We start from the raw sequence: 20957 nt of genomic DNA on the forward strand, positions 1-20957 counted from the left end.
GGCGCGGGCCGTTAGAATGCCTGCCATGTCCGATCTTCCGTCGATCGCCCAGGACCCTGATCACCAGCGCCGTACGGCACGCCTGCTGGCGGCCAACCGTGCAGTGGGTGCTCGCGAGTTCACCAAACGGCGCGATGGCATGATCCACGCCATGGACGGCGGTGTCTGGTTGCATCGGCACGTCTGGCTAGGGCGTCCGATGGTGCATTTGGTGAGCACCGATCAGGCGCGATTGCTCGCGTATGGGGCCGCCCTGGGCATTCCGGCCAATCGCCTGCAATACAAGCCACTGCGCGATCCGCGCACCGCGCTGCGACGCGACGCGTGGCATTGGGATCTTGGCGGACCGGTGTATCCGCCGGCGGACGAACGGCTACGACTTCCTACTTGATACTCTCCAGCGCCCCCGCCTCCACGCGCAGCCAATCGGCATCGGCCAGGAGTGACGCCTGCAACGAGGGATCCTTTCGGAAGAGACGAAAGGCGCGCGCGCGTGCCCGGACACGACGCATCCGGTCCCCATACCGCAAGTCACTGCTGGCCGACGGAATCAACGACGCGAAGAAGGCCAGGGCCCACCACGGTCCGAAGGCCAGTCCCACCAACGTCGTGAGCACGACGTAGGACGCCAACACCAGGACGAGGCCCACGATGAACGTGCGCATCGGCGGTTCATCCAGCGCGGTGACGTTGCGCAGGGCCAGGTAGCGCGCGAGCCGAATGGGCACGATGTGCGTGACACGACCCCACAAGCTGATCGGGACCATCACGGTGGCAATGGCCATCTCGCGCACCACGAAGCGCGCACCGAGTGAGGTCGAGAGATCGATGGACACGTCGTGGACATCGATACGGGCGTTGGCCAACCGTTCGCGCCACGCGCGCAACCGTTGCTCAAAGAGATCGATGCGTGCCGACGTGGACGCATCATTCCGCGCGCGCAGCGTCTGCTGGGCGCGTTCGATACGACGCACGAGCGCCAGCGTGCGAGCCAATGGGGGCGCGCCTTCGTCCACGCTCGTCTCAGGCTCCATCAGCGCCACCAGTGTTTCACTCAGCAGCTGGATGCGCTCGGCGTCCGCGCGACTCTCGAAATTGAGCGTCATGGCGCGGAGACGCTGCTCGATCAGCTCCGTCAGTGTCGCCACGGTCGAAGGGCCGCTGCCAAGGCCGTCCACGTCGATCGGCTCGCCCACCTGCAGCAGGATGCGCGTGCGCGGTTCCGCCTTTCGCTCAAACAGCAACCCGATGGGCACGATGCGAATGCCCTGCACGCCGCGTTCGTCGCGCGCCATCAGCGCCATGCGCGCGAGGCCCGTGCGGACAGGCGCCATGTACGGCTCGTCATGCGTCTTGCCTTCCGGGAAGACCACAATGCACGATTGCTCGGCGAGTGCGTCGGCCACGGCGGCAAATGATGCGGCGTTGCGCGCGGCGTCGGGCACCGTCGGCGCCGGCGCGCCATCGGGTGTTGAAGACTTCTCGTCGGCCGAGCGACGGAGGGGGACCACGCCGACGGCGCGCAGAAATCCCGCCGACAGCGGATTGGCAAACAGTGTCGCCTTGGCGGTGAATCGTACACGCCGTGGCGACGTCCACCCCACCACCATCGCGTCGGTGAGGGAATTGGGGTGATTCGCGGCCAGAAACACCGGTCCCTCGCGCGGAATGCGCTCGAGATTGGCGATGCTCAGCGAGCGATAGTACCAATGCAGGGCGATGCCGATGACCGGCTTGAGCGCTTCATAGAGCACGCGAAATGCGGTTGCCGGAGGGTGAGCGGACTCGTGTCAGTTGGCAATGGTGCGTGCCGTGGCATCTGCCGCCCGCGCCGCCCGTTCACCCTCGGGCACGTTGACAAAGGCCAGCAACGCGCCGCCCACGACAAAGAACGCGATGACCCAGAGGATGGCCACGCGGCTGCTGCCGCTCTGTCCGACCGCGACGGCAAACACCAGCGGGCCGAGAATGCCACCGAACTTCTCGAACACGGAGTAGAAGCCGAAGAATTCACCACTCTTGTGCTTCGGAATCATGTTGGCAAACAGCGAGCGGCTGAGCGCTTGCGTGCCGCCCTGCACCAATCCAACCAGGCAGGCCAGAATGTAGAACTCGCGAGTGGAATCGATGCCGTAGGCGAAAATGCAGATGCCCGTGTAGACCACGAGGCCGAGAAAGATCGAACGCTTCGTGCCCAGTTTGCCGGCCAGGGCACCGAAGCCAAAGGCAAACGGAATGCCGATGAACTGCACCAGCAGGATGGCGGTGATCAGGTCCTGCTGTCCGATCCCGATTTCCGATCCGAAGGCCGTGGCCATCTTCACGATGGTCTGGATGCCATCGTTGTAGATCGTGAACGCCAGCATCGCGAGCGCGGCCTGCTTGTAGCTGCGCAGCTCGCGCAGCGTCTCACCCAGGCGCGTGAACGCTACGACGAATGGATTGGCGGTCGCGACTTCATCCGCCTCGATGGTGCGCGGCGGTTCAGGCACCCGTCGCAACACGGGAATGGAGAACAGCAGCCACCACACGCCCACGGAGAGAAACGCGAGACGGGAAGGCAGGGTGGCTTGGGCCGGCGTCAGTCCGTCGCCTGATGGCAATCCAAAGGCGGCGGGGTTGGTGATCCACGCCAGGTTGATGGCCAGCAACAGGCCACCGCCGATGTATCCCAATGCGTATCCCGCGGTCGAGACGCGATCCATCTCATCCTCGGCGGCGATATGCGGGAGGAGCGATTCGTAGAAGGTCATGCTGCCGCTGGCGCCGGCCATCGACAGCACGAACAGGATCGACGCGAACAGCAGCTGACCGTGCTGAATGAGGAACATCAGCGCCGTGGCCGTCACGCCCAACAGCATGAAACCCACCAGAAAGCGCTTCTTCGCCGCCTTGTAGTCGGCGATGGCACCAAGGATGGGCGCGAGGACGGCAATGAATACCGCGGCGACGGTGTTGGCGACACCCAGCGCCTGGGTGCCCTGTGCCGGTGTCATGCCCGCAGCGGCGACTTTCAAAAAAAAGATTGGAAAGACGGCTGTGGAGATGACCGTCTGCATCGAGGAGACGGCCCAATCGTACATCGCCCAGGCCCGCAACTCGCGGCGGTGCAGACCAAGGGCATTCAGGATGCCGCGGGAAGCCGATTGGCCAGTGGCCATGGAGAGTCTCGTAATGAAAGGGGAACTTCGACAGATTAGTGTCTGTGTCAGTCACCCTTCTGTCCAGTCGGTTACGCGACGTAGTGCAATCTGCCGTCTGGCGGACCAGCGCGTTCATGCTGATCTCCAGTGCCGGTGTGTTGGCCTGCGATCGCGCGCCGGCGCCGGGAAATCGCGAGTCCACTGTCGGGGTACCAACGGACAGCACGGGCGCGCTTCCCTCCGCCGGACCCGTAGCAAGCGGCTGGAACGTCGATGCCGGACCGTTCCTCGTGCTGCCGACCGTGGATGGCGGACTCGCGGCGGGCTCAGTGCTTCGCCCGGAAAGCACCGAACTGACCGTCGGCGATACGGTCGGGATCGGGGTGGAGCTGGGTGATGGACAGGTCGAACTGTTCGCCCGCGGAGGCCGTGTCGGTACAGCGCGGCTCACTGTCGAGAGCGCATCGCGGTCGGAGCCTGGATGCACGGCCTGGCCGGTGGCGCGGCTCGCGGTTGCGGATGGCTCCAGTGCGCCCTGGACCGCGGCGTTCGCGAAAGGACGGGTCGTTGCCATCGCACTCGACTCCATCGAGGGGCTCTCGTCTCGCGATTCAACGCGGTTGGCGGTCGATCTGGCGCGGCTGGCGTCGGCGCTGCCGGATGACACCGTGGCCACGTTTCGTGGACTGCCGTTTGTCGTGCTGCGCGCCTGGCGCACCAAGGGACTCGAGACCGACTTCATTGTGGCCACTCTGGCCCGGCGGGTGAATCAGGAAGACGCACCCCGCGAAGAACGACTGGTTGTGGTCGTCGATCAGACCGGAGCGGATTCGCGAAAATGGGCTGTCGCGTGGCACGAACGCGCTTCCGGCAGCGAAGACGAATTGGTGGTGGCAGAACCGCTACTGGCTTTTCGCGCCGGTCGGTCCGGCGACGTGCACCTGTTGTTTGGCCGTGACGACGGCGTTGCGCTTGGCGCCGCTGTGCTGACCCGAGGGACTGCCGGATGGCGCCTGCAGTGGGAGAGCGCGGTCGCCGGCTGTAACTGACGCGCGGCGCTGACTGGCGCGGCCCTGTTGCGGGCGACACGTTTGCGGGGATTCGTGCTCCGGTCCCCATGCCCCGCCTCCGATGCGCATCGCTTACCGTCAACTCCTCAAGGCCGCGTCAGCCGCGGCTTTCCTCGCGCCGTGGTCCCTTCCGGCGCAGACCACGGAACCCATCAAGTTTGCGCGCTACGCACATGTCGCGAACGATGGCAGGATTGCCTTCACGTATCAGGACGATATCTGGCTGGCCGAGCCCGACGGTGCCAATCCGCGACGGCTGACCGCCAACGTGGCGCGCGATTTCATGCCGCGCTTCTCGCCCGATGGCCAATGGATTGCGTTCACCAGCAATCGCATGGGCAACAACGACGTGTACATCGTGGCCGCGAGCGGGGGTGAACCGAAACAGCTCACCTGGCATTCCGGCGATGATCAGGCGCTGTACTGGACGCCCGACGGACGCGAGATCGTGTTCACGAGCAATCGCGGCACGCATCCCTTCGGCTCGCCGCTCTATCGCATAACGCTGGACGGTTCCGCACCGCGCCCCATGGCGATGGACTTTGGACGCTCGGGCATGATCAAGCAGGACGCCACACAAGTGGCCTTCAACCGCACACTGCCCAGCTATTGGCGCAAAGGATATCGCGGCAACAGCAACGCGGACATTGCGGTACAGGATCTCAAGTCGGGACAGATCACCGAACTCACCGATACCGATCTCAAGCAGTACAAGACGGCGACGCACGACGTGCATCCGATGTGGGGTGCGGATGGATTGATCTACTTCGCGTCGGAACGAGACGGCATCTTCAACATCTGGCGCGTTCCGCCAACGGGCGGGTCACCGCAGCAGGTGACGACGCACAAGGAAGACGGAGTGCAGTTTCCGGCGATCTCACCGGACGGTCGGCATCTCATTTATGAGAATGATTTCGACCTATGGACGCTGGAGGTGCCGGGTGGCAAGCCGAAGAAGTTGGCCATCCGGATGGCGTTCGATGCGAAGGAGAACGAGGTGGAGGTGCTGACCACGACCAACCGCGCCGATGGCTTCGCGCCTTCGCCGACGGGTGACTATCTCGCGGTGGACTTTCACGGTGAGATCATGATCGTGCCCGCCGAAAGCGGCGTGGGCGAAAAGACGTCGGTGACCAGTTCGCCCTGGCGTGAGCGGTCGCAAGTGTGGAGTCCCGATGGTCGTCGCATTGCGTACATCTCCGACGAGTCCGGTGACGAGGAAGTGTGGATGTACGACATGGCATCGGGACAGCGCCGCAAGCTGACCACGCAGCCATCCGTGAAGGCCGACATTACCTGGGCGCCCAACTCGCAGAAGCTCGCCTACACCGGTGCGAACCGCTTGTGGGAAGTGGATGCGACGGGTGGTGCGGTGCGCGAACTGGCGTACAACGAGGCCGGTGGTTTCACCCTTGGCGCCTATACGTCCGACGGCAACTGGCTGAGCTACACCAAGCGCGATGACGACCAGAACGCCGACGTGTTTGTCTTCGACGTGCGCGCGAAGAAGGATGTGAACGTGACGAAGAACCCATTCACCGACGGGAACGGGATCATCACACCCGACGGTCGTCATGTCGTGTTCACGTCATCACGCGACAACGGTATCTCGCAGCTGTTCGTCGCATCGCTGGCAAAACTCACGGACGATCCGAATGATCCGCTGGTGCGCGAACGGCAGCGGCGGGCGGCGGGGAATGGCGGCGGCGCCGCACGCACCGAGCGCGCCGACTCGACGGCGAGTGCGACCCCGGCGCCGCTCTCGGTGCGCATCGATGCCGAAGGCATCGAGAAGCGCGCCATGCAGCTGACGCGCGGAACGATCGGCGTGGGTGCGTTCTTCCTCGCCCGCGATGGTCGGTCGATCACGTTCACTGTTGGCGGCGGCGGCGGATTCGGCGGCGGACAGGGCGCGGCGGCGCCGGTGGATCCTGAAAACCCCAACGTGGGACTGTTCAGCATTGGAATCGACGGACAGAATCGCCGTCGCATTGCCGGTGGCATGTATCCGGGCATGATCCCCACGGCCGATCGACGCGCCATCTTCTTTCGGCGGGCAGCGCGCGCCGGCGGTGACAGCGACGGGGGAGCCGTCGCGGCCGGCACCGAGATTTCGAAGCTGGTCATCGCCACGCCGCAACGCGCCGATCCGGTGGCGTTCAGCTTCCCGGTACGCGTGGATCGACGGGCCGAGTGGAATCAGCTGTTCGAGGAGTCGTGGCGTGTGATGAAGTACCGCTTTTACGACGAGAAGATGCACGGCCGCGATTGGGACGCGATCAAGTCGCGCTACAAGCCACTGCTGCGCGCGGTTGGCACCAACGAAGACGTGTACGACCTCGCCAACGAAATGATCGGCGAACTCAATGCATCGCACACCGGCGTGAACGGACCGCCCAGTCGCGCCATGCCGCGCGTGTACACCACGCGCTTCCTGGGTTTCGAACTTGAACCCAGTGATGCCGGCCGATACCGCATTGGACACATCTACCGTGAGGGGCCGGCCGACAAGGAGTGGCTGGGGCTCGCGGAGGGTGACTACGTGATGGCGATTGACGGGGCAGAGGTGAAGTCCGGCGACAACTACTGGAAGATCTTGAGCACCACCGTCAACGAGTACATCCCGGTGAAGGTGGCAAAGTCCGCCACCGGCGAGAATGCGCGCACGGTGCGCATTGCCAGTGTCACCTCGCTCACTGACATCAAGTACGAGGAGTGGGTGGCCTCCAATCGGGAGACGGTGGAGAAGGACACCAAGGGCGATATCGCGTATGTGCACATCCGCGCCATGGACCAGCCGTCATTGGCGCGATTCCGCAACGAGATTGACCAGTTCTCGAACAAGAAGGGCATCATTGTCGACATCCGATACAACGGTGGCGGCAACATCGATCAGGAGATCATCGATATCCTCGAGCGGCAGCCATACCAGTTCTGGAATCAGCGCACCGGTTCACGCACCTGGGGCCGTCGCCCGCGTCAGGCCATCGCCGGGCCGAAGGTCATGATGGTGAACGCGCGTTCCGGGTCGGACAGCGAAGTCACACCCATGGCGTTTCGCCAGCTGGGCCTCGGTCGCATCGTCGGCAATCCCACCGCGGCTGCGGTGATCGCCACTGGCAGCTACAACCTGATCAACGGTGGCACCATTCGCACGCCTGGCTCACTGGTCATCACGTACGATCCCACCCGCCCGAACAACTACGGTGTGAATCTCGAAAACCTCGGTGTGCCACCCGATGTGTGGGTGAAAAATTCGCCGATGGATGAGCTCAAGAAGTTTGATCGCGAGCTCAAGACGGCGATTGAAGAAGCGGTGAAGATGCTGAAGGCCGGGGCGCCGAAGAAGATTACCAGCGAGAATTGAGCCGAAGGAGTCACCAGAGGGCACCGCTGGGAGTTTGAGACAGGCGTTTGGAGACGGGAGAATGAAGACGGGAGACGGGAGACGTCCGGCCGGATACTCTGCATGTCGGCTGGACGTCTCCCGTCTCCCGTCTTCATTCTCCCGTCTCCATAGAATTCAGCGTGCACGGCGTCTACTTTCCGCCTCATGACTGAACCGCTTGCTCCCGCTCTCGTCGCGCGCGTCGCGACCGAACTGTCCATCAATCCGCAACAGGTTCGCAGCACGTTGGCCCTGTTTGCCGAAGGCGCCACGCTGCCGTTTGTCGCCCGCTATCGCAAGGAAGTTACCGGCGGGCTGGACGAGGTCCAACTGCGTGACGTGCGCGATCGCGCTGAATACCTCCATGAGATGGAAGAGCGTCGCGCGGCGATTCTCAAGAGCATCGATGAGCAGGGCAAGCTGGACGCCGCGCTCAAGGCGTCCATTCTGGCCGCCGACACCAAGCAGGCACTCGAAGACCTGTACCTGCCGTTCAAGCCCAAACGCCGCACTAGGGCGATGATCGCGCGCGAGCGTGGGCTTGGACCGCTGGCCGAGGTATTGTGGGACGGCGCGATGGATGACGCGGCGGTGCTCGTTCGTGCCGCGGAGTATGTGCTACCGGAAGCGGACGGAAAACCGTCCGAGATACCGAGTGTCGATGCAGCGTTGCAAGGCGCGCGGGACATTCTCGCCGAGCAGGTGGCCGAAGATGCGGTGGTGCGTGGGTGGGTGCGCGAAGTGACCCGCGCGAAGGGCGCGGTGAAGAGCAGTGTGATTCCCGAGAAGCGCAGCGACGATTCGAAGTTCAAGGACTACTTCGAGTATACCGAGGCGCTGGGAACCATTCCGAGCCACCGTATGTTGGCGATCCGTCGCGGTGAAGCCGAGGGCGAGCTGTTCTGGCGTGTTGAAGCGCCGGTGGAAGAGATCCAGGCGCGCATGGCTCGTGATGTCACCGGCACGCGTCGGGCCGTACAGCAACTCACGCTCGTGGCCACCGATGCCTACAAACGATTGCTGTCGCCAGCCATTGAAGTGGAACTACGTGTCGAACTCAAGACGCGCGCCGACGAGGAGGCGATCACGATTTTCGGTCGCAACCTCGAACAATTGTTGCTCTCGCCGCCAGCAGGAGAAAAGCGGGTGGTTGGCCTCGATCCCGGGTTCCGCACCGGTGTGAAAGTGGCGGTGGTGAGTGCCACCGGTGCCCTGGTCCATACCGACACTCTGTATCTGCATCAGGAAGACCGTTTCGCTGGCGCAATCCGTGCGTTGGCCGAGCGGTTCACACCGGAGCTCATTGCGATTGGCAACGGGACAGCCAGTCGAGAAACGGAAACGCTCACCAAGGCCGCGCTGCGCGAGCTCGATGTGCCGGTGAGTGGTGCGCGTCCCCAGGTGGTGGTGGTCAATGAGGCGGGCGCGTCGGTGTATTCGGCGAGTGATTTGGCGCGCAGCGAATTCCCCGAGCTGGACGTGTCGTTGCGTGGCGCGGTGTCCATTGCGCGCCGTTTGCAAGACCCGCTGGCCGAGTTGGTGAAGATCGATCCCAAGTCGATTGGCGTGGGCCAGTATCAACACGACGTGAATCAGGGGCGTCTCAAGCAACGACTCGATGATATCGTCGAAAGCTGCGTGAATCGCGTCGGCGTTGAAGTGAACACGGCGTCGGCCGCCTTGCTGGCGTACGTGGCCGGAATTGGTCCGGGTCTCGCGCAGAGCATCGTGACGTTGCGCGATAGCAAGGGCGGGATCACGTCGCGCGCTGACCTCAAGGCCGTGCCACGACTGGGCGCCAAGGCGTTTGAACAGGCGGCGGGTTTTCTGCGTGTGCGTGGTGGCACCCATCCGCTGGATGCCAGCGCTGTGCATCCTGAGCGGTATGCGTTGGTTCAGCGCATGGCGTCTGATCTTGGCGTTGACGTACGCGCCCTGGTTGGCAACGAGGCCTTGGCCGAATCCATCGAGCTCGCCAGGTACGTGAGCGATGATGCCGGTATGCCAACGCTGCGCGACATTGTGGCCGAGCTCAAGAAGCCGGGCCGCGATCCGCGCGCGGGTTTCGAGCCACCGGCCTTTCGCGACGATCTCACCAAGCCGTCCGACCTACTGTCGGGCATGGTGCTGGAGGGGGTCGTCACGAACATCGTCGCCTTTGGATGCTTCGTGGACGTCGGCGTGCACCAGGATGGATTGGTGCACGTGAGTCAGATTGCCGATCGCTACGTGAAAGATCCCAATGACGTGGTGAAGGTTGGTCAGCGGGTGAAGGTCACGGTGCAAAGCATCGATCTGGCGCGCGGTCGCATTGCCTTGAGCATGCGCAAAGATGGCGGTGTGGCCGGCGCACCAGCTGCCTCGGGTGGCGAATCGGGTGGTACGCGCGCCGATGTCCGCGCCCGTGAGCCGCGAGAACGGGCGGGGCAGGGCGGGTCACGAGGAACAAACACATTACCGGGTGGGCCGGGCTTTGTGCCGACAAAGGGGGCGGTGGCGCCGAACGGGATGCGGTTCAAGTAGCGGGAGCGCTTTCCCGCTCGGGAGGTACCTACCATGACGCGATGAAGCTACAGTCGGTTGAAAGGCGTTGGCCGACAACGCTGGTTCCTGCCCCACCTCTCCCAGCACTATGCCGGGTCCGTACGTGATTTGACCGCGTTGGCGGCCGCAGCGCCAGCTGATCGCGGGCTGCGTGGCGGAACACTGAAGCGAAGCACTAGAACGCCCGACGCGCGCCACGCAGAACGTTGCACGGCGCCTCGCGCGCCGAGCCGAGACAGCAGCGCTGGCCCGTCCTCGGGCAACACGAGCCAGACTTCTCGTTCCGAGACAGCAAGGATTCGCTCGGCCTCCTCTTCAATCCACGCATTAGGACTCGATACGACAGTCCCATCGATACGCGTCGCACTTTGATCTGCTTCCGGCCATCGTCCGTACAGCACACGGGTGCCCCGCAACTGGCACTCTGTTCCAACCGTCTGCCCGACGAGTTGTTCACGACGCGGATGCCACGCTGTGTAGTAGCGACACGCGGCGAGGAAATGCGCCGATACATACGCCACTGGCACCGAATGGGGCTGCTTGCCGATGTACTCCATTGCCGAGGGGAGCTCGACTCTGTGAGCCGGCGCCTGAATACTTTCGACAGCGCCGCGCACGGCACCACCGAGCGTGACTATCGAGATCACCAGCATCGCGGAAAGCCGCAGCGACAGGGGGGCGCACTGGATGAGCCTCGACAGGCCGGCGCCGAAGCTCATCACAATCATCGGTGCTGCGAAGAGCAGCAGGCGGGGTTGCATCGGCCAGCGATGTAACATCGACGCAAGCACTGCAAGCAGGAACGGCGCCACAAGGAGTGTGAGCACAAGCGAACGTTGTTGCACAAGCGTCCATGCGCCGATGCCCGACACCACGAGTGCGGCGGACAGCGATCGCCGCGGCAGCCAAGTCTCGGCGGCCGAGCCAAACAACAGATTCAACCAGAGCTCGCGCAGCGTTCGCGCCAGACCCAGCAAGGTCTCAGGAAGCCCGAACTCGATGAAGTTCCCTTGCCAGTACGATTGCATTCCTTGAAGCGTTGATGGCGAGCTGTAGATCGTCAGAAATTGAAAGAGAAATGCGATAGCGGCAGGGAACCCGGCCAATAGCAGATGCCCTGCTGCTGAACGCGCGCGGTATCTCCATAGCGCGACCATCCCGGTGGCACCAGCGCCCGCCACTATGAGCGGCGCCGCCGTCGAAATCAGGGCCACAACGAACGCCACGATGGCCCACACAGCAAGCGTCCGGCGCTCGCCGCGCTGCTCAGCAACATCGAGGGTCACTTGCATCATCGCGGCAGTGGCCAACAAGTCGAAGCTGTACGATTTGAGCTCGACTGAATAGTCGAGCAGCAACGGTGAAAAAGCCGCGAACGCCGTCGCAAAGAGCGCTCCGAGCGGATCGAGAACTCGACGGCACACGCGGTGCAACAAGACGAGGGCGAGCACGCCTGCGACACACGGTAGCCAGCGCAGCGCCACTTCGCTGCGTCCGCCGAGCTGCACAATACTCCATTCGGCGGCGACGAACGCGAGCGGCGAGAGCTGTACCGAATCCAACGGCTTTAGCAATTCCGCAGAGGATCGCGTGAGAAAATTGAGAGCGAGAAACGCTTCATCTTCCCAAAGCGGCCGTGAACCGACCAGACGCGCTAGACGCAAAAGGCTCCCGACTATGACAAAACAAAGTGTCAATAACGCGAGTCCCTTCGCGAGGCCCGGCGCCATAGAGTTGAATGGCCGCGCAGGGAGATCAGCCTCCGTTCGCCCTTGTTTGCCCTCGTCAGTCATGGAGTCGCTCTGAGTTGAGTGAAGTATCATCGATCAATCTGGCCCGGAAAAAACTGCGGACACCGGCCCTGGAGGACGGCTTAAGTTGTCGAAGGCAGTTTGTCGCAAGCTGATCACGATGCTGACCGCAGATGTCGGATAGCACCAAGCGAGAGCCTTGCATTCAGTGCTCTTGCGACAGAAAGCGGGCAAGACGCCGACCGGCAGGCCGCACTGACCACGACGTTGAAGCTGAGCCGCGACAAAGCGTTCGTCGAGAAACTGGTGGACATCGTCGGGTTGTACCTCAATTCGCCGGATCGCGTGCTGGTGTTGTGTGTCGATGAGAAGTCGCAGATTCAAGCGCTGGATCGGACGCAACCGGGCCTGCCGCTCAAGAAAGGGCGGTGCGGGACGATCACGCACGACTACAAACGCAACGGGACGACGACGCTGTTTGCCGCGCTCCGCCTGCTGGATGGCCACGTGATCGGCGACTGCATGCCGCGCCATCGGCATCAGGAGTTCATCCGCTTTCTCAAGAAGACCTACGACGAAACGCCCGCCGACCTGGTCCTGCACCTCATCGTCGACAACTACGGCACCCACAAGCATCCGGCTGTCAAACGCTGGCTGAAACGGCATCCGCGCCTGCACCTGCACTTCACGCCGACGTCAAGCTCGTGACTCAATCTCGTGGAGCGCTGGTTTCGCGATCTCACCGACAAGCGCATCCGACGTGATACCTTCGACAGCGTGCCCGATCTCATCGCGACCATCGAGGACTACATCAGGAAATCGAATCAGAACCCACACGTCTTCGTCTAGACCGTTTGGGTGGAGAAATCCTGGCGAAGATCGCCAAATGTTAAAGAAGCGTTAGACGCACTACACTAGCGCGTCCAGTCGCCGGGAACATCACGTCGTGCGACGTCGATCATATCGCGAGTGCTTCACCTGGGACGCATGCGCACCAGGCTCGGCGACAACGAAGCGATACTTTCCACCCTTCGCCATGGTCATCGCGTGAGCCAACTCCAGATCCAACAACTCAAGCACGCGGGCCACGCCGACGATGTCAGCCGACGCAAGGCCCCAGGAGATCGGCAGGTCGACAAGAACGGCAGACGCGCCCAACGCGAGCGCTTTAAGTATGTCGGTGCCTCGCGTGAACTCATTGGCGATCATCACAGGAGTTCCCGGCGAAACGGCCGTTACGATCTCTCGAAGGCGCAGGATCGGCGCAACCGGCAATGCAGCGGCCACAATGATCCCGCGCACACCAGCATCCATAACCCGTTGCGCATGCATGGCGTCCACAACGCCCGATGCCACCACCGGCAACGCCGAGGCCACGCACAAGTTGGTCAAGGCGGATTGCGTCCACGGCGTATCAAGTGAGACCACAATCGCTCCAGCGCCGAGCACACCGGCCCGCGCCAGACTCGTCTCAGTGCTGGTGGCCGACGAGCAGACCATCCATGGTGCCGCCTCCTTTACCGACTGCGCATGCGCTGGCGGTACGCTCATGGCGTCGCTGACGATTGCGATCGTCGACGCGGCATGCGCGCCGAGCAGGACTTCCAGTTGGCGTGAACTGTCGTCATAGGCCGCGTGGCGCCCCGCCAGAATCGGTGATTGCAGTGTGCGCCCGAAGAGCACCGTTGTGGGGTCGATGTGCGCCACGTCTGCGAACATGCGCGGAACGATCCGAATCTGCTCCAACGCGTCGCGAAGGCGCGCCGTCAGCGCAGCGGGTACAGATCCTGGTTCCAGCCCCGGATCGAGTGCATCAAGGACATTGAGCCAGTCGTCAGTGACCTCCCGCGAATATCGCGTCGACCATCCACAGCCGGTGAGCGAAATGAGCGGGGCGCCTGCAAGCAAAGTCGCCATCGCTTGGATGACTTCGCGGCGCGATCTCAGCGGTTCAGTCATTGGCCGCCGACCCGAACGATGGATGAATTCACCGCCCTTATTGAGCCGGTTCCGGTGAGCGCCATTGCCGCCACGAGTTCGGATGTGAGAATCTCCAATACGCGAGCAACTCCCGCTTCACCCGCGGCGCCCAATCCCCACAGGACGGGCCTGCCAATCAGTACTGCCGTCGCGCCAAGCGCGCATGCCTTTAGAACATCGGCGCCACGACGTACGCCGCTGTCGAGAAAGACCGGTACACGTCCGGCTGCTTGTCGCACCACGTCAGGCAACGCCTCAATGGTCGAGATGCAGCCATCCAGCGCACGACCACCGTGGTTCGACACGATCACGCCGGCGGCCCCAAGCCCGATGGCCATGTCGGCATCTTCGGGCGAGAGAATCCCCTTCACCAGCACCGGCAGGCCGGAAGTCTTGACCAGCGCTCCGATGAACTGCGATCGGGACGTCGTGAAGCGAGGATGCAGGACTGCGCCAAGATCCCCGAACGCGCGTGCGGTATGCCGCCCCGTAACTGTTCGTTTGAGTTGACCAGCGAAGTGGCGCGCGCGGTCTTTGGCTGGCAGATGTGCGAGGTCCCAACGCACTGAACGTTCGCCATTGGGTTGATATGGCTCGTCAATCGTCAGGATCAAGGCCTCCGCACCTGCTGCCTCGGCTTCATCCACGCGACGAGCGCCGGCCTCGGGGTACATCTGCGCCCACAAGTGCCCCTGTGCTTCCGCGGCGATCATGCTCAGCGGCAGACCGAACTGGCTCACACTCATCGTGATGCCATGCGCGGCGGCGGCACGATAGGTGGCGCGCTCCGCGAGTCGATTGATATCGACCTGAGCAGACGTCGGTCCGACGATAATCGGAACGGGCATGACGCGATCCAGGACCCGCACCGACGTGTCGAGGGCTTTCGACGGGACCCCGTTCGCGCTCGTGACTAGGGAGATCCAGTCGAATGCGGCGTGGTTGCGACGAAGCGTCGATTCGCTGTTCGCCGCACCCTTCACGAAGGCATAGACCCCCTGGCGAGACCTGAGCTCGCATCAACGCCTCAAATATCGTCTAGCAACATGCTCTGTCTTGCCTCCAGGTCGAAAATCGCGCGATGGTCAATTGCGACTCTATCGCACCCAGCACCACGTCCGCGACCGGCGCACGCAGGGAGAGGAAACCGGCGGCCACGGCGGCGAGCAGCATCACCGCATGCTCGAGGTGCTGGCCGAGATGACCTCGGGTCGATCGCGAACACATGCCGTCATCCTCCCGCCCGCCCGGAACTGCGCCAGAAGTTCCTGCACGGGGAGCGGTATGGATCGTAGTACGTCAGGTACCGTATCGTGCGCGTTTCATCGGCGCCATGAAGGAAGAAGTCGGACGACAGCAGATATTGCTGCTCCAGCGAGTCCACGAACCGCTCCAATTGGGCGCGATCCGGAAGCAACTGATACAAGCTGACCGGAATCCGCGAGTAGATGGAGTAATGGCGGGGGAACCGGATGTTCCCTGCGGCCAGAACATCCTGGGCGAAGGCGTGGAGTCCAGCGGCGTCCAGGTCGAGGTAGCTGAGACGCGACCGGACGGCCGAGATGATACCCTGCGGCCAGCCGCCCCGGATTCGCCACCATCCAAGCAGTCCACCAAGAATGGCCACAATCCCTGCCAGGAACCGCCGCCGGCTGAGGCGATTCCATACGCGCTTTTCGTGCCCGGTGGCCACGGTCACCGAAGCACTCCAGCGGCCGACCAGAGGGCCATCGCCGAGATCGTCAGCGAGGGTTGCATTGGCGCGGATGTCGGGAACGCACCGCTGCCGAGCACCACCAGATTGGGCACGCCATGGTAGACGGAGTGCTTGTCGAGAACACTGGAGGCCGGATCGTTACCCATGACGGTGGTCCCGATGATATGCGCCTCGTTGGACGTCGGCGCATCGACGGCGATCGATTCCACCGGAAGGCCGGCCAGAAACTCGTCCATCATGGCAGGCACCCGGTCGATTGCGCGCTGGGTGTAGGGCGACGGCGCATCATGCCTCACGATTGGCAGATCCGGCCGCGACGGGTCGAAGGCGACTAGGTTGTCGTCGTCCCCAAGGGATTCGAAACTCACCGTCAGGTTCATCAGCTGCCGCCAGCGGCCGCGCTCGAGCCGAACCACGACCGGATTGAGGGTCTCGACCATCGCCGCGGCGCGTTCTGTCCGATGGACGCCATCATAGAACGCGTAGCCCTGGCCCGTGATTAACGTCGACCCGCCGACGTTGTCGAGTCCATTGAGTTTCACCTGCACGTCGACGGCAGCCTGTTCATGCAGCCTCCGTCCGAGCAGGGCATGTCGAAAGCCGGAGCGCAGGAGAATGTGGGCGTTGAAGATGGCGTTGGCGCCCAGCACGACCAGATCGGCAGCGGCCTCTTGGGTCATGCCGGCGTGTTCGAACGTCACGCCAGATACGATCCCCGCTGCGGTCTGCACGGCCTGCGCTGTCGCCTCGGTCCTCAACGTGACACGGGGATCCTGGTAGAGATAGCCGAGCTCATTTTCGATCGTGAACTTGGCGCCGATCGGGCAGAGTCGGCAGACGCCATTGGCGCAACACGCCGGGCGTCGGCTGGTGGCGAGTCTGGCGCGTGCGGTCGGTTGCTGGAAGAACGCATCCGGATTCCGCTGTTTGAGCAGCAAATCGGGGCGACTGAAGTCATGCGGTGGCTGCGGATAGGGGCGGGATCGAGGAAAGAGCTGCCGATTGTCGTCGGGGCCCGACACCGCCATGATCTCCTCGGCAGCTTGATAGAACGGTTCGAGGTCCGCGTAGCTCAATGGCCAATCGGTCCCCACGCCATACTGCGACCGCATTCGGAAATCGTTTGGCATCAACCGCCCGACGCCGGCCGTCCAGCAATTGGAGCCGCCACCGAAGCCGACGCTGAAGACCCACTCCTTGGCGGGGCTCTCGTTGACGAAGGTCGCCGTCGCATCGACACTCGAGGTGCGGCCCGTGCGAAGCTGCCAAGCGTGCGTGTCGAAACGGCCGCGTTCCAGGACGAGAACGCGAGCAGTCCGGGAGGCGCGCTCCAGGTACGACCGCAAGAAGAAGGTGGAGGCGAACCCGGTGCCGATGAAAATCGCGTCGTAGTGCATCATCCGATCGTCGGCTTGTCCCGCTGAAGGGTGGCATCGGTGAAAGGGAGTCTGGTCGCGAGCGGAGCACCGCTTGAGGCTGAGAGCCTCACGATCTCAGGGCCACCGGGCGCAAGAAGCAACCACCACTGCAAAAACACAATAGGCGGCGACCCCGGGCTCCGGCCCTGCAGCAATACCGCCAATCGGGTGATCCGGACTCTTCCTGACCATGTGGCTCGTCTACACGGCGTTCGCGACGACGAAGGTGGTCCGCGAGACTTACCTCGCGGTGTCGCTAAGCGAGCGCCTCTCCGTGCGAGTGATCCCTTTCTAGGACTGCAACCTGATCTGTTCGCCACGCGGCGCTCCTCGACGGGTGGCGGCAATATGCGCGAGGACGTGCCCACCTCGCCCAAGCTAATGTTCACCGTTTGGTCCCACTCTCCCCGTCCTAGTGACACTCAAAAAGACCGCATCGGCGTATGCCCCCTCCCTCGCCAAGGGGGTGCAACGTTCGGGGTGTTGGCCAACCTGGGTCTTGAGGGGGCATATTGTTGACCTGGCGAGGCTTGCGACGCGCGGTCCCCGGCCTGCGCTGATCCCCCGTCCTTTCACTCACGCTTACTGCAGAGGTTGCCGTGCCGAGCCTGATCCTACCAAGCCGACCGCGCTGCTCTGTCGCACTCCAACGTGTCGCCGCCGGCTCAGCGATTGCCTTGGCGTTGTTCGCTTGCTCTGCGGAGCGCGGGGTCGATCAGACTCCGCCACCGCCAGGCCAGGTGAGCGCGACGGTGACCGTCGATACGACGACCCAGTTTCAGACCATGACCGGGTGGGAAGCCGTGGCGCAGGGAGGCCAGGCCAGTCCCGGCTTTCCGGGATGGCAAGCGTCGCTGATGGATCTGGCCGCGAACGATCTTGGCCTCAACCGCATCCGTCTGGAGGTCCGCAGCGGCGCCGAGAATCCGGTGGACTACTACCTCCAGATGCGCAGCGGAGTCATCAGTGACACCGAGTGGCGAGCCCGTCGGTACGCGCCGGTCAACGACAATGCCGACGCCGCGTCGGTGAATGCCAATGGCTACCACTGGGGCGAGCTCGACGAGGCCATTGATCGCGTGGTCCTGCCGATGCGGCAGCGGCTGGTGGCCCGGGGGGAGCAACTCTACGTCAACCTCACGTACGTTGCGTTCGACGGACCGACCATCCACACGGAGAACGCCGCGGAGTACGCCGAGTTTATGCTCGCCGCGTTTCAGCACATGCAATCCGCGTATGGATTCGTGCCGAACAGCATCGAGGTGATTCTCGAACCGGACAACATCGCCCCGTGGACCGGAACCCACATCGGCAGCGTCATCGCGGCCACCGGGCAACGGCTCGCTGCGGCCGGATACACACCCGAGTTCATTGCGCCCTCGGTCACGAATATGGCCAATACAGTGCCGTATTTCGATGCAATCTGGTCCGTAGCGGGCGCTAGGACCTACCTCAAGGAAATCGCCTACCATCGCTATTCGGGGGTCTCGGACGCGAACCTAGCTGCGATCCGGTCTCGGGCCGCCCAGTTCGGGCTGCGGACGGCACAGCTCGAACACATCGGCAGTGGTGTGGAGGATCTCTACAAGGACCTGACGATTGCGAACGCGTCGGCCTGGCAACAATTCGCACTGGGTTTCCCCGGCGTCGGAGACAACGGTGCCCAGTACTACACCATCGATGGAAACCAACCGGTCGCTGGCAGTCAGACGAAGGAGTTCAAGCAGTATTTCCAGTACGTCCGCTTCGGGGCACGACGGGTGGCCGCCGCCAGCAGCAGCAGTGGCGTGCGCCCCGTGGCCTTCACGAATCCGGGCGGGGGGGCAGTGGTCGTGGTCCATCTCGTGGGACGCGAAACCCTGCTCATCAAAGGGCTGCGGCCCGGCCGCTACCTCATCACCGCGACGCCGGCGTCGGTGGCCGCCACCGGCGAAGCCCAAGCCGACGCGAATGGCGAACTCCGTCTGACGGCGACCGGAGGGTGCCTGCTTACGGTGTCGCGGGCGCCATGACCGGAGCCTGGAGCGGGTGAAGCACGACTACATTGCCAAATTGGGCATGGAGACGGTAGTGGGCCACCACGTAGCTCCCGACGGTCTCGCCCCACCGCGCCTCTCGCAGCGCGAGTTCGTCCGGCACCCCGCGATAGTGCACGCTCGACAGGATGGCGATCAGGCGCTTGGTGAGACTCGGCCGCAGGAATCCGGCGTACTCGGCAGCCGGTGACGTCCCATCGCCCTGGAGGCGGCCCCACTGCCCTCGACTGATGACCACGATCGCGGTCGGGTGGGCTTCGAGGTAACCACGCTCGGCCAATCCACGGTCGACCGAATACATGAAATCGTCGTTGATGAAATGCCGCTTCGAGACGCCCAACAAGGGTGGCAGGCCATAGGTCGAACCGTAGAAGTAGACCGGCACGTCCGCAGAGGCCGGTAGCGCCAAGTGTCGTGCCAACGCGACGAGCGCCGAGTCAGGATGCTGCTGGTCGTTGAGCAGGGCCGGCCACCGTGAGGCGATGGGCGGCTGCGGGCCGGTCGGGCTGCCAGTCAGGACACCGCGCGCTCCATCCACGAGCCCCTGAAGGAGGTGGCTCCCCGCGGGGAGATTGGCCACCAATGTTGTCAGCGCGGCGGTCGCCACCAACAGACCGGCTACACGCCGCTCCCCCACGCCGAAGCGGAAGAGTCCGCTCGGCGGGAGCAGGATCGTCGCGAGGACCAATCCCAGGAATGGTGGCGTGAGGTGAAAAGTGTCGGCGCGATTGAGGCCGGCTTTCAGCAGGATCAACGCGTACACCAGCCCCAGGACGAGGAGCCGATCTCCGTGCTCGAGCGTTCGAGCACGGAGGCGGGGCAATGCGACCGCAACGCGAACGAGCGACATGGTGAAGAGGCCGAACAGCGCGACGGCGCTCACCGTCCAGTAAAAGGTGAAGCCCGCTTCCCCGAGGGAGAATCGGGTCACCAGCTCCCGGCTCTGGGAGAGATAGGCCGCGGCTCCATCCTTGCCGAGGAGCCCGAAGGTGACCAGAGACCATGTGGCAAGCGCAGTGGTGCCGACGGCCGCCCCGCGACGGAGCGGCAGGAGCGAGCGTTCATGTAGCGACTCCAACAGTGCCAACGCGGCGATCGCCAGCAGCGCGGCGATGGCGTAGTCATGGGAGTACGCTAGGAGCAGGCCGCCCGCCGCCCCGGCGAGGACACTTCGCTTCGGACCACCAGATCGGCGTGCGACGAAGACCAGCAGGAGCAGCGGCAGCAGTCGCCGCAACCCGAACCAGTTGATCCCGAGCAGCGTGTCCAGGAAGAATGGCGCGATCAGCAGGAAGCACCACCAATGCCGCCGGTGCTCCCTGCCGACCAACCGGATGATGCACGCCATAAGGGCCGCGAATCCGAGTGCCTGCAGAAACGCATAGCCGAGGTAGTAGGCGCCCATGGAGAAGCCTGCGACCTGATGCCACCAATGAGCCGGGAAAATCAGCAACGGGCCGTAGAGAAATTCGAAATCGCGATACGGGATCTGACCCTCGTGCATGCGCGCGAGCACGGCGAGCATCAGCGAGTCTTCGCCGAACGGCCCGGTGCGTGCCAGCGCGGCGGGGAAATACGCTAGCAGGAGGAGGAGCCCGATCAGCCATGGTTCCCACCCGAGGCGAGGCGTCGACGACGAGGGTCGGTCACCTTCGGAGGCGCCTGTCCATTCCCCCGCGTCGAGAGTTCGCGCCGAGAGCGCACCGCCGATCAACACGATCGCGCTCCACACAAGCAGCGCGCGGTAGGCAACGGGATTGGAATAGCCTTGATGAGCTGCCGCGCTCGCGATTCCGCCGGCCGACGCAACCAGTGTCGGCAGCCAAGCGAGCACCGGCAGCAGCGCCAGGAAGGCGAATCCCGCAAGCGCCATGCGACCGATCTTCATCGGCGATTCCTTCGGAGGGAGT

At 63.6% G+C, this 20957-nt stretch carries 13 protein-coding genes and 1 pseudogene; 6 read left to right on the top strand and 8 right to left on the bottom strand.

Features of this window, described 5'->3' with window-relative positions; all coding sequences use genetic code 11:
• The first annotated feature begins 25 nt into the window (after positions 1-25).
• A complete protein-coding gene (locus tag IPP90_12855; protein ID MBL0171597.1) occupies positions 26-391 on the top strand; it encodes a hypothetical protein in 366 nt (121 codons plus the stop codon).
• On the opposite strand, the gene IPP90_12860 is transcribed toward IPP90_12855, so the two are convergent.
• Together IPP90_12860 and IPP90_12865 are read right to left on the bottom strand one after the other, a co-directional pair.
• Positions 384-1754, bottom strand: coding sequence for a 1-acyl-sn-glycerol-3-phosphate acyltransferase (locus IPP90_12860; GenBank protein MBL0171598.1), 1371 nt, complete (start codon positions 1752-1754; stop codon positions 384-386). The genes IPP90_12855 and IPP90_12860 overlap by 8 nt on opposite strands.
• Positions 1755-1790: 36 nt before the next feature.
• The gene (locus IPP90_12865) at positions 1791-3161 is read right to left on the bottom strand and encodes an MFS transporter (protein ID MBL0171599.1); all 1371 of its coding nucleotides are present in this window, start codon (positions 3159-3161) and stop codon (positions 1791-1793) included.
• 116 nt (positions 3162-3277) lie between these two features.
• On the opposite strand from IPP90_12865, the gene IPP90_12870 reads away from it, so the two are divergent.
• The 3 genes from IPP90_12870 to IPP90_12880 all read left to right on the top strand — a co-directional run bounded on the left by IPP90_12870 (position 3278) and on the right by IPP90_12880 (position 10124).
• Positions 3278-4192, top strand: a complete 915-nt coding sequence (locus IPP90_12870) for a hypothetical protein (protein ID MBL0171600.1) — start codon at positions 3278-3280, stop codon at positions 4190-4192.
• An 82-nt stretch (positions 4193-4274) separates the two neighbouring features.
• Positions 4275-7580, top strand: coding sequence for a PD40 domain-containing protein (locus IPP90_12875; GenBank protein MBL0171601.1), 3306 nt, complete (start codon positions 4275-4277; stop codon positions 7578-7580).
• A gap of 186 nt (positions 7581-7766) precedes the next feature.
• Positions 7767-10124 (top strand): RNA-binding transcriptional accessory protein, encoded by a 2358-nt coding sequence (locus IPP90_12880; GenBank protein MBL0171602.1) that lies wholly within the window; start codon positions 7767-7769, stop codon positions 10122-10124.
• A gap of 107 nt (positions 10125-10231) precedes the next feature.
• Here IPP90_12880 and IPP90_12885 read toward each other — a convergent pair whose 3' ends face one another.
• A complete protein-coding gene (locus tag IPP90_12885; protein ID MBL0171603.1) occupies positions 10232-11938 on the bottom strand; it encodes a glycosyltransferase family 39 protein in 1707 nt (568 codons plus the stop codon).
• Between the two features lie 258 nt (positions 11939-12196).
• Between IPP90_12885 and IPP90_12890 the strand changes: the two are divergent.
• Positions 12197-12730, top strand: a pseudogene (locus IPP90_12890) (IS630 family transposase).
• A gap of 105 nt (positions 12731-12835) precedes the next feature.
• On the opposite strand, the gene IPP90_12895 reads toward IPP90_12890, so the two are convergent.
• The 4 genes from IPP90_12895 to IPP90_12910 form a co-directional block, all read right to left on the bottom strand.
• The gene (locus IPP90_12895; protein ID MBL0171604.1) at positions 12836-13813 is read right to left on the bottom strand and encodes an alpha-hydroxy-acid oxidizing protein; all 978 of its coding nucleotides are present in this window, start codon (positions 13811-13813) and stop codon (positions 12836-12838) included.
• Between the two features lie 38 nt (positions 13814-13851).
• Positions 13852-14859: an alpha-hydroxy-acid oxidizing protein gene (locus tag IPP90_12900; GenBank protein MBL0171605.1), complete on the bottom strand. Its 1008-nt coding sequence runs from the start codon at positions 14857-14859 to the stop codon at positions 13852-13854.
• A 248-nt stretch (positions 14860-15107) separates the two neighbouring features.
• Positions 15108-15575 (bottom strand): hypothetical protein, encoded by a 468-nt coding sequence (locus IPP90_12905; protein MBL0171606.1) that lies wholly within the window; start codon positions 15573-15575, stop codon positions 15108-15110.
• On the bottom strand, positions 15572-16990 hold the full coding sequence (locus IPP90_12910) for a GMC family oxidoreductase (protein ID MBL0171607.1): 1419 nt from the start codon (positions 16988-16990) through the stop codon (positions 15572-15574). Before IPP90_12910 ends, IPP90_12905 begins: the two co-directional genes overlap by 4 nt.
• Before the next feature lie 761 nt (positions 16991-17751).
• Here IPP90_12910 and IPP90_12915 point away from each other — a divergent pair.
• Positions 17752-19023: a hypothetical protein gene (locus IPP90_12915; GenBank protein MBL0171608.1), complete on the top strand. Its 1272-nt coding sequence runs from the start codon at positions 17752-17754 to the stop codon at positions 19021-19023.
• Here IPP90_12915 and IPP90_12920 read toward each other — a convergent pair.
• Positions 19001-20935 (bottom strand): hypothetical protein, encoded by a 1935-nt coding sequence (locus IPP90_12920; protein ID MBL0171609.1) that lies wholly within the window; start codon positions 20933-20935, stop codon positions 19001-19003. The genes IPP90_12915 and IPP90_12920 overlap by 23 nt on opposite strands.
• Positions 20936-20957 lie beyond the last annotated feature (22 nt).

The sequence above is a fragment of the Gemmatimonadaceae bacterium genome (assembly GCA_016720905.1).
Lineage (GTDB): Bacteria > Gemmatimonadota > Gemmatimonadetes > Gemmatimonadales > Gemmatimonadaceae > Gemmatimonas.

Excerpts from the sequence above, each read along its gene's own strand:
- IPP90_12855 (MBL0171597.1), top strand. The coding sequence starts at position 26 with ATGTCCGATCTTCCGTCGATCGCCCAGGACCCTGATCACCAGCGCCGT.
- IPP90_12865 (MBL0171599.1), bottom strand. The coding sequence starts at position 3,161 with ATGGCCACTGGCCAATCGGCTTCCCGCGGCATCCTGAATGCCCTTGGT.
- IPP90_12870 (MBL0171600.1), top strand. The coding sequence starts at position 3,278 with ATGCTGATCTCCAGTGCCGGTGTGTTGGCCTGCGATCGCGCGCCGGCG.
- IPP90_12875 (MBL0171601.1), top strand. The coding sequence starts at position 4,275 with ATGCGCATCGCTTACCGTCAACTCCTCAAGGCCGCGTCAGCCGCGGCT.
- IPP90_12880 (MBL0171602.1), top strand. The coding sequence starts at position 7,767 with ATGACTGAACCGCTTGCTCCCGCTCTCGTCGCGCGCGTCGCGACCGAA.
- IPP90_12885 (MBL0171603.1), bottom strand. The coding sequence starts at position 11,938 with ATGACTGACGAGGGCAAACAAGGGCGAACGGAGGCTGATCTCCCTGCG.
- IPP90_12895 (MBL0171604.1), bottom strand. The coding sequence starts at position 13,813 with ATGGCGACTTTGCTTGCAGGCGCCCCGCTCATTTCGCTCACCGGCTGT.
- IPP90_12910 (MBL0171607.1), bottom strand. The coding sequence starts at position 16,990 with ATGCACTACGACGCGATTTTCATCGGCACCGGGTTCGCCTCCACCTTC.
- IPP90_12920 (MBL0171609.1), bottom strand. The coding sequence starts at position 20,935 with ATGAAGATCGGTCGCATGGCGCTTGCGGGATTCGCCTTCCTGGCGCTG.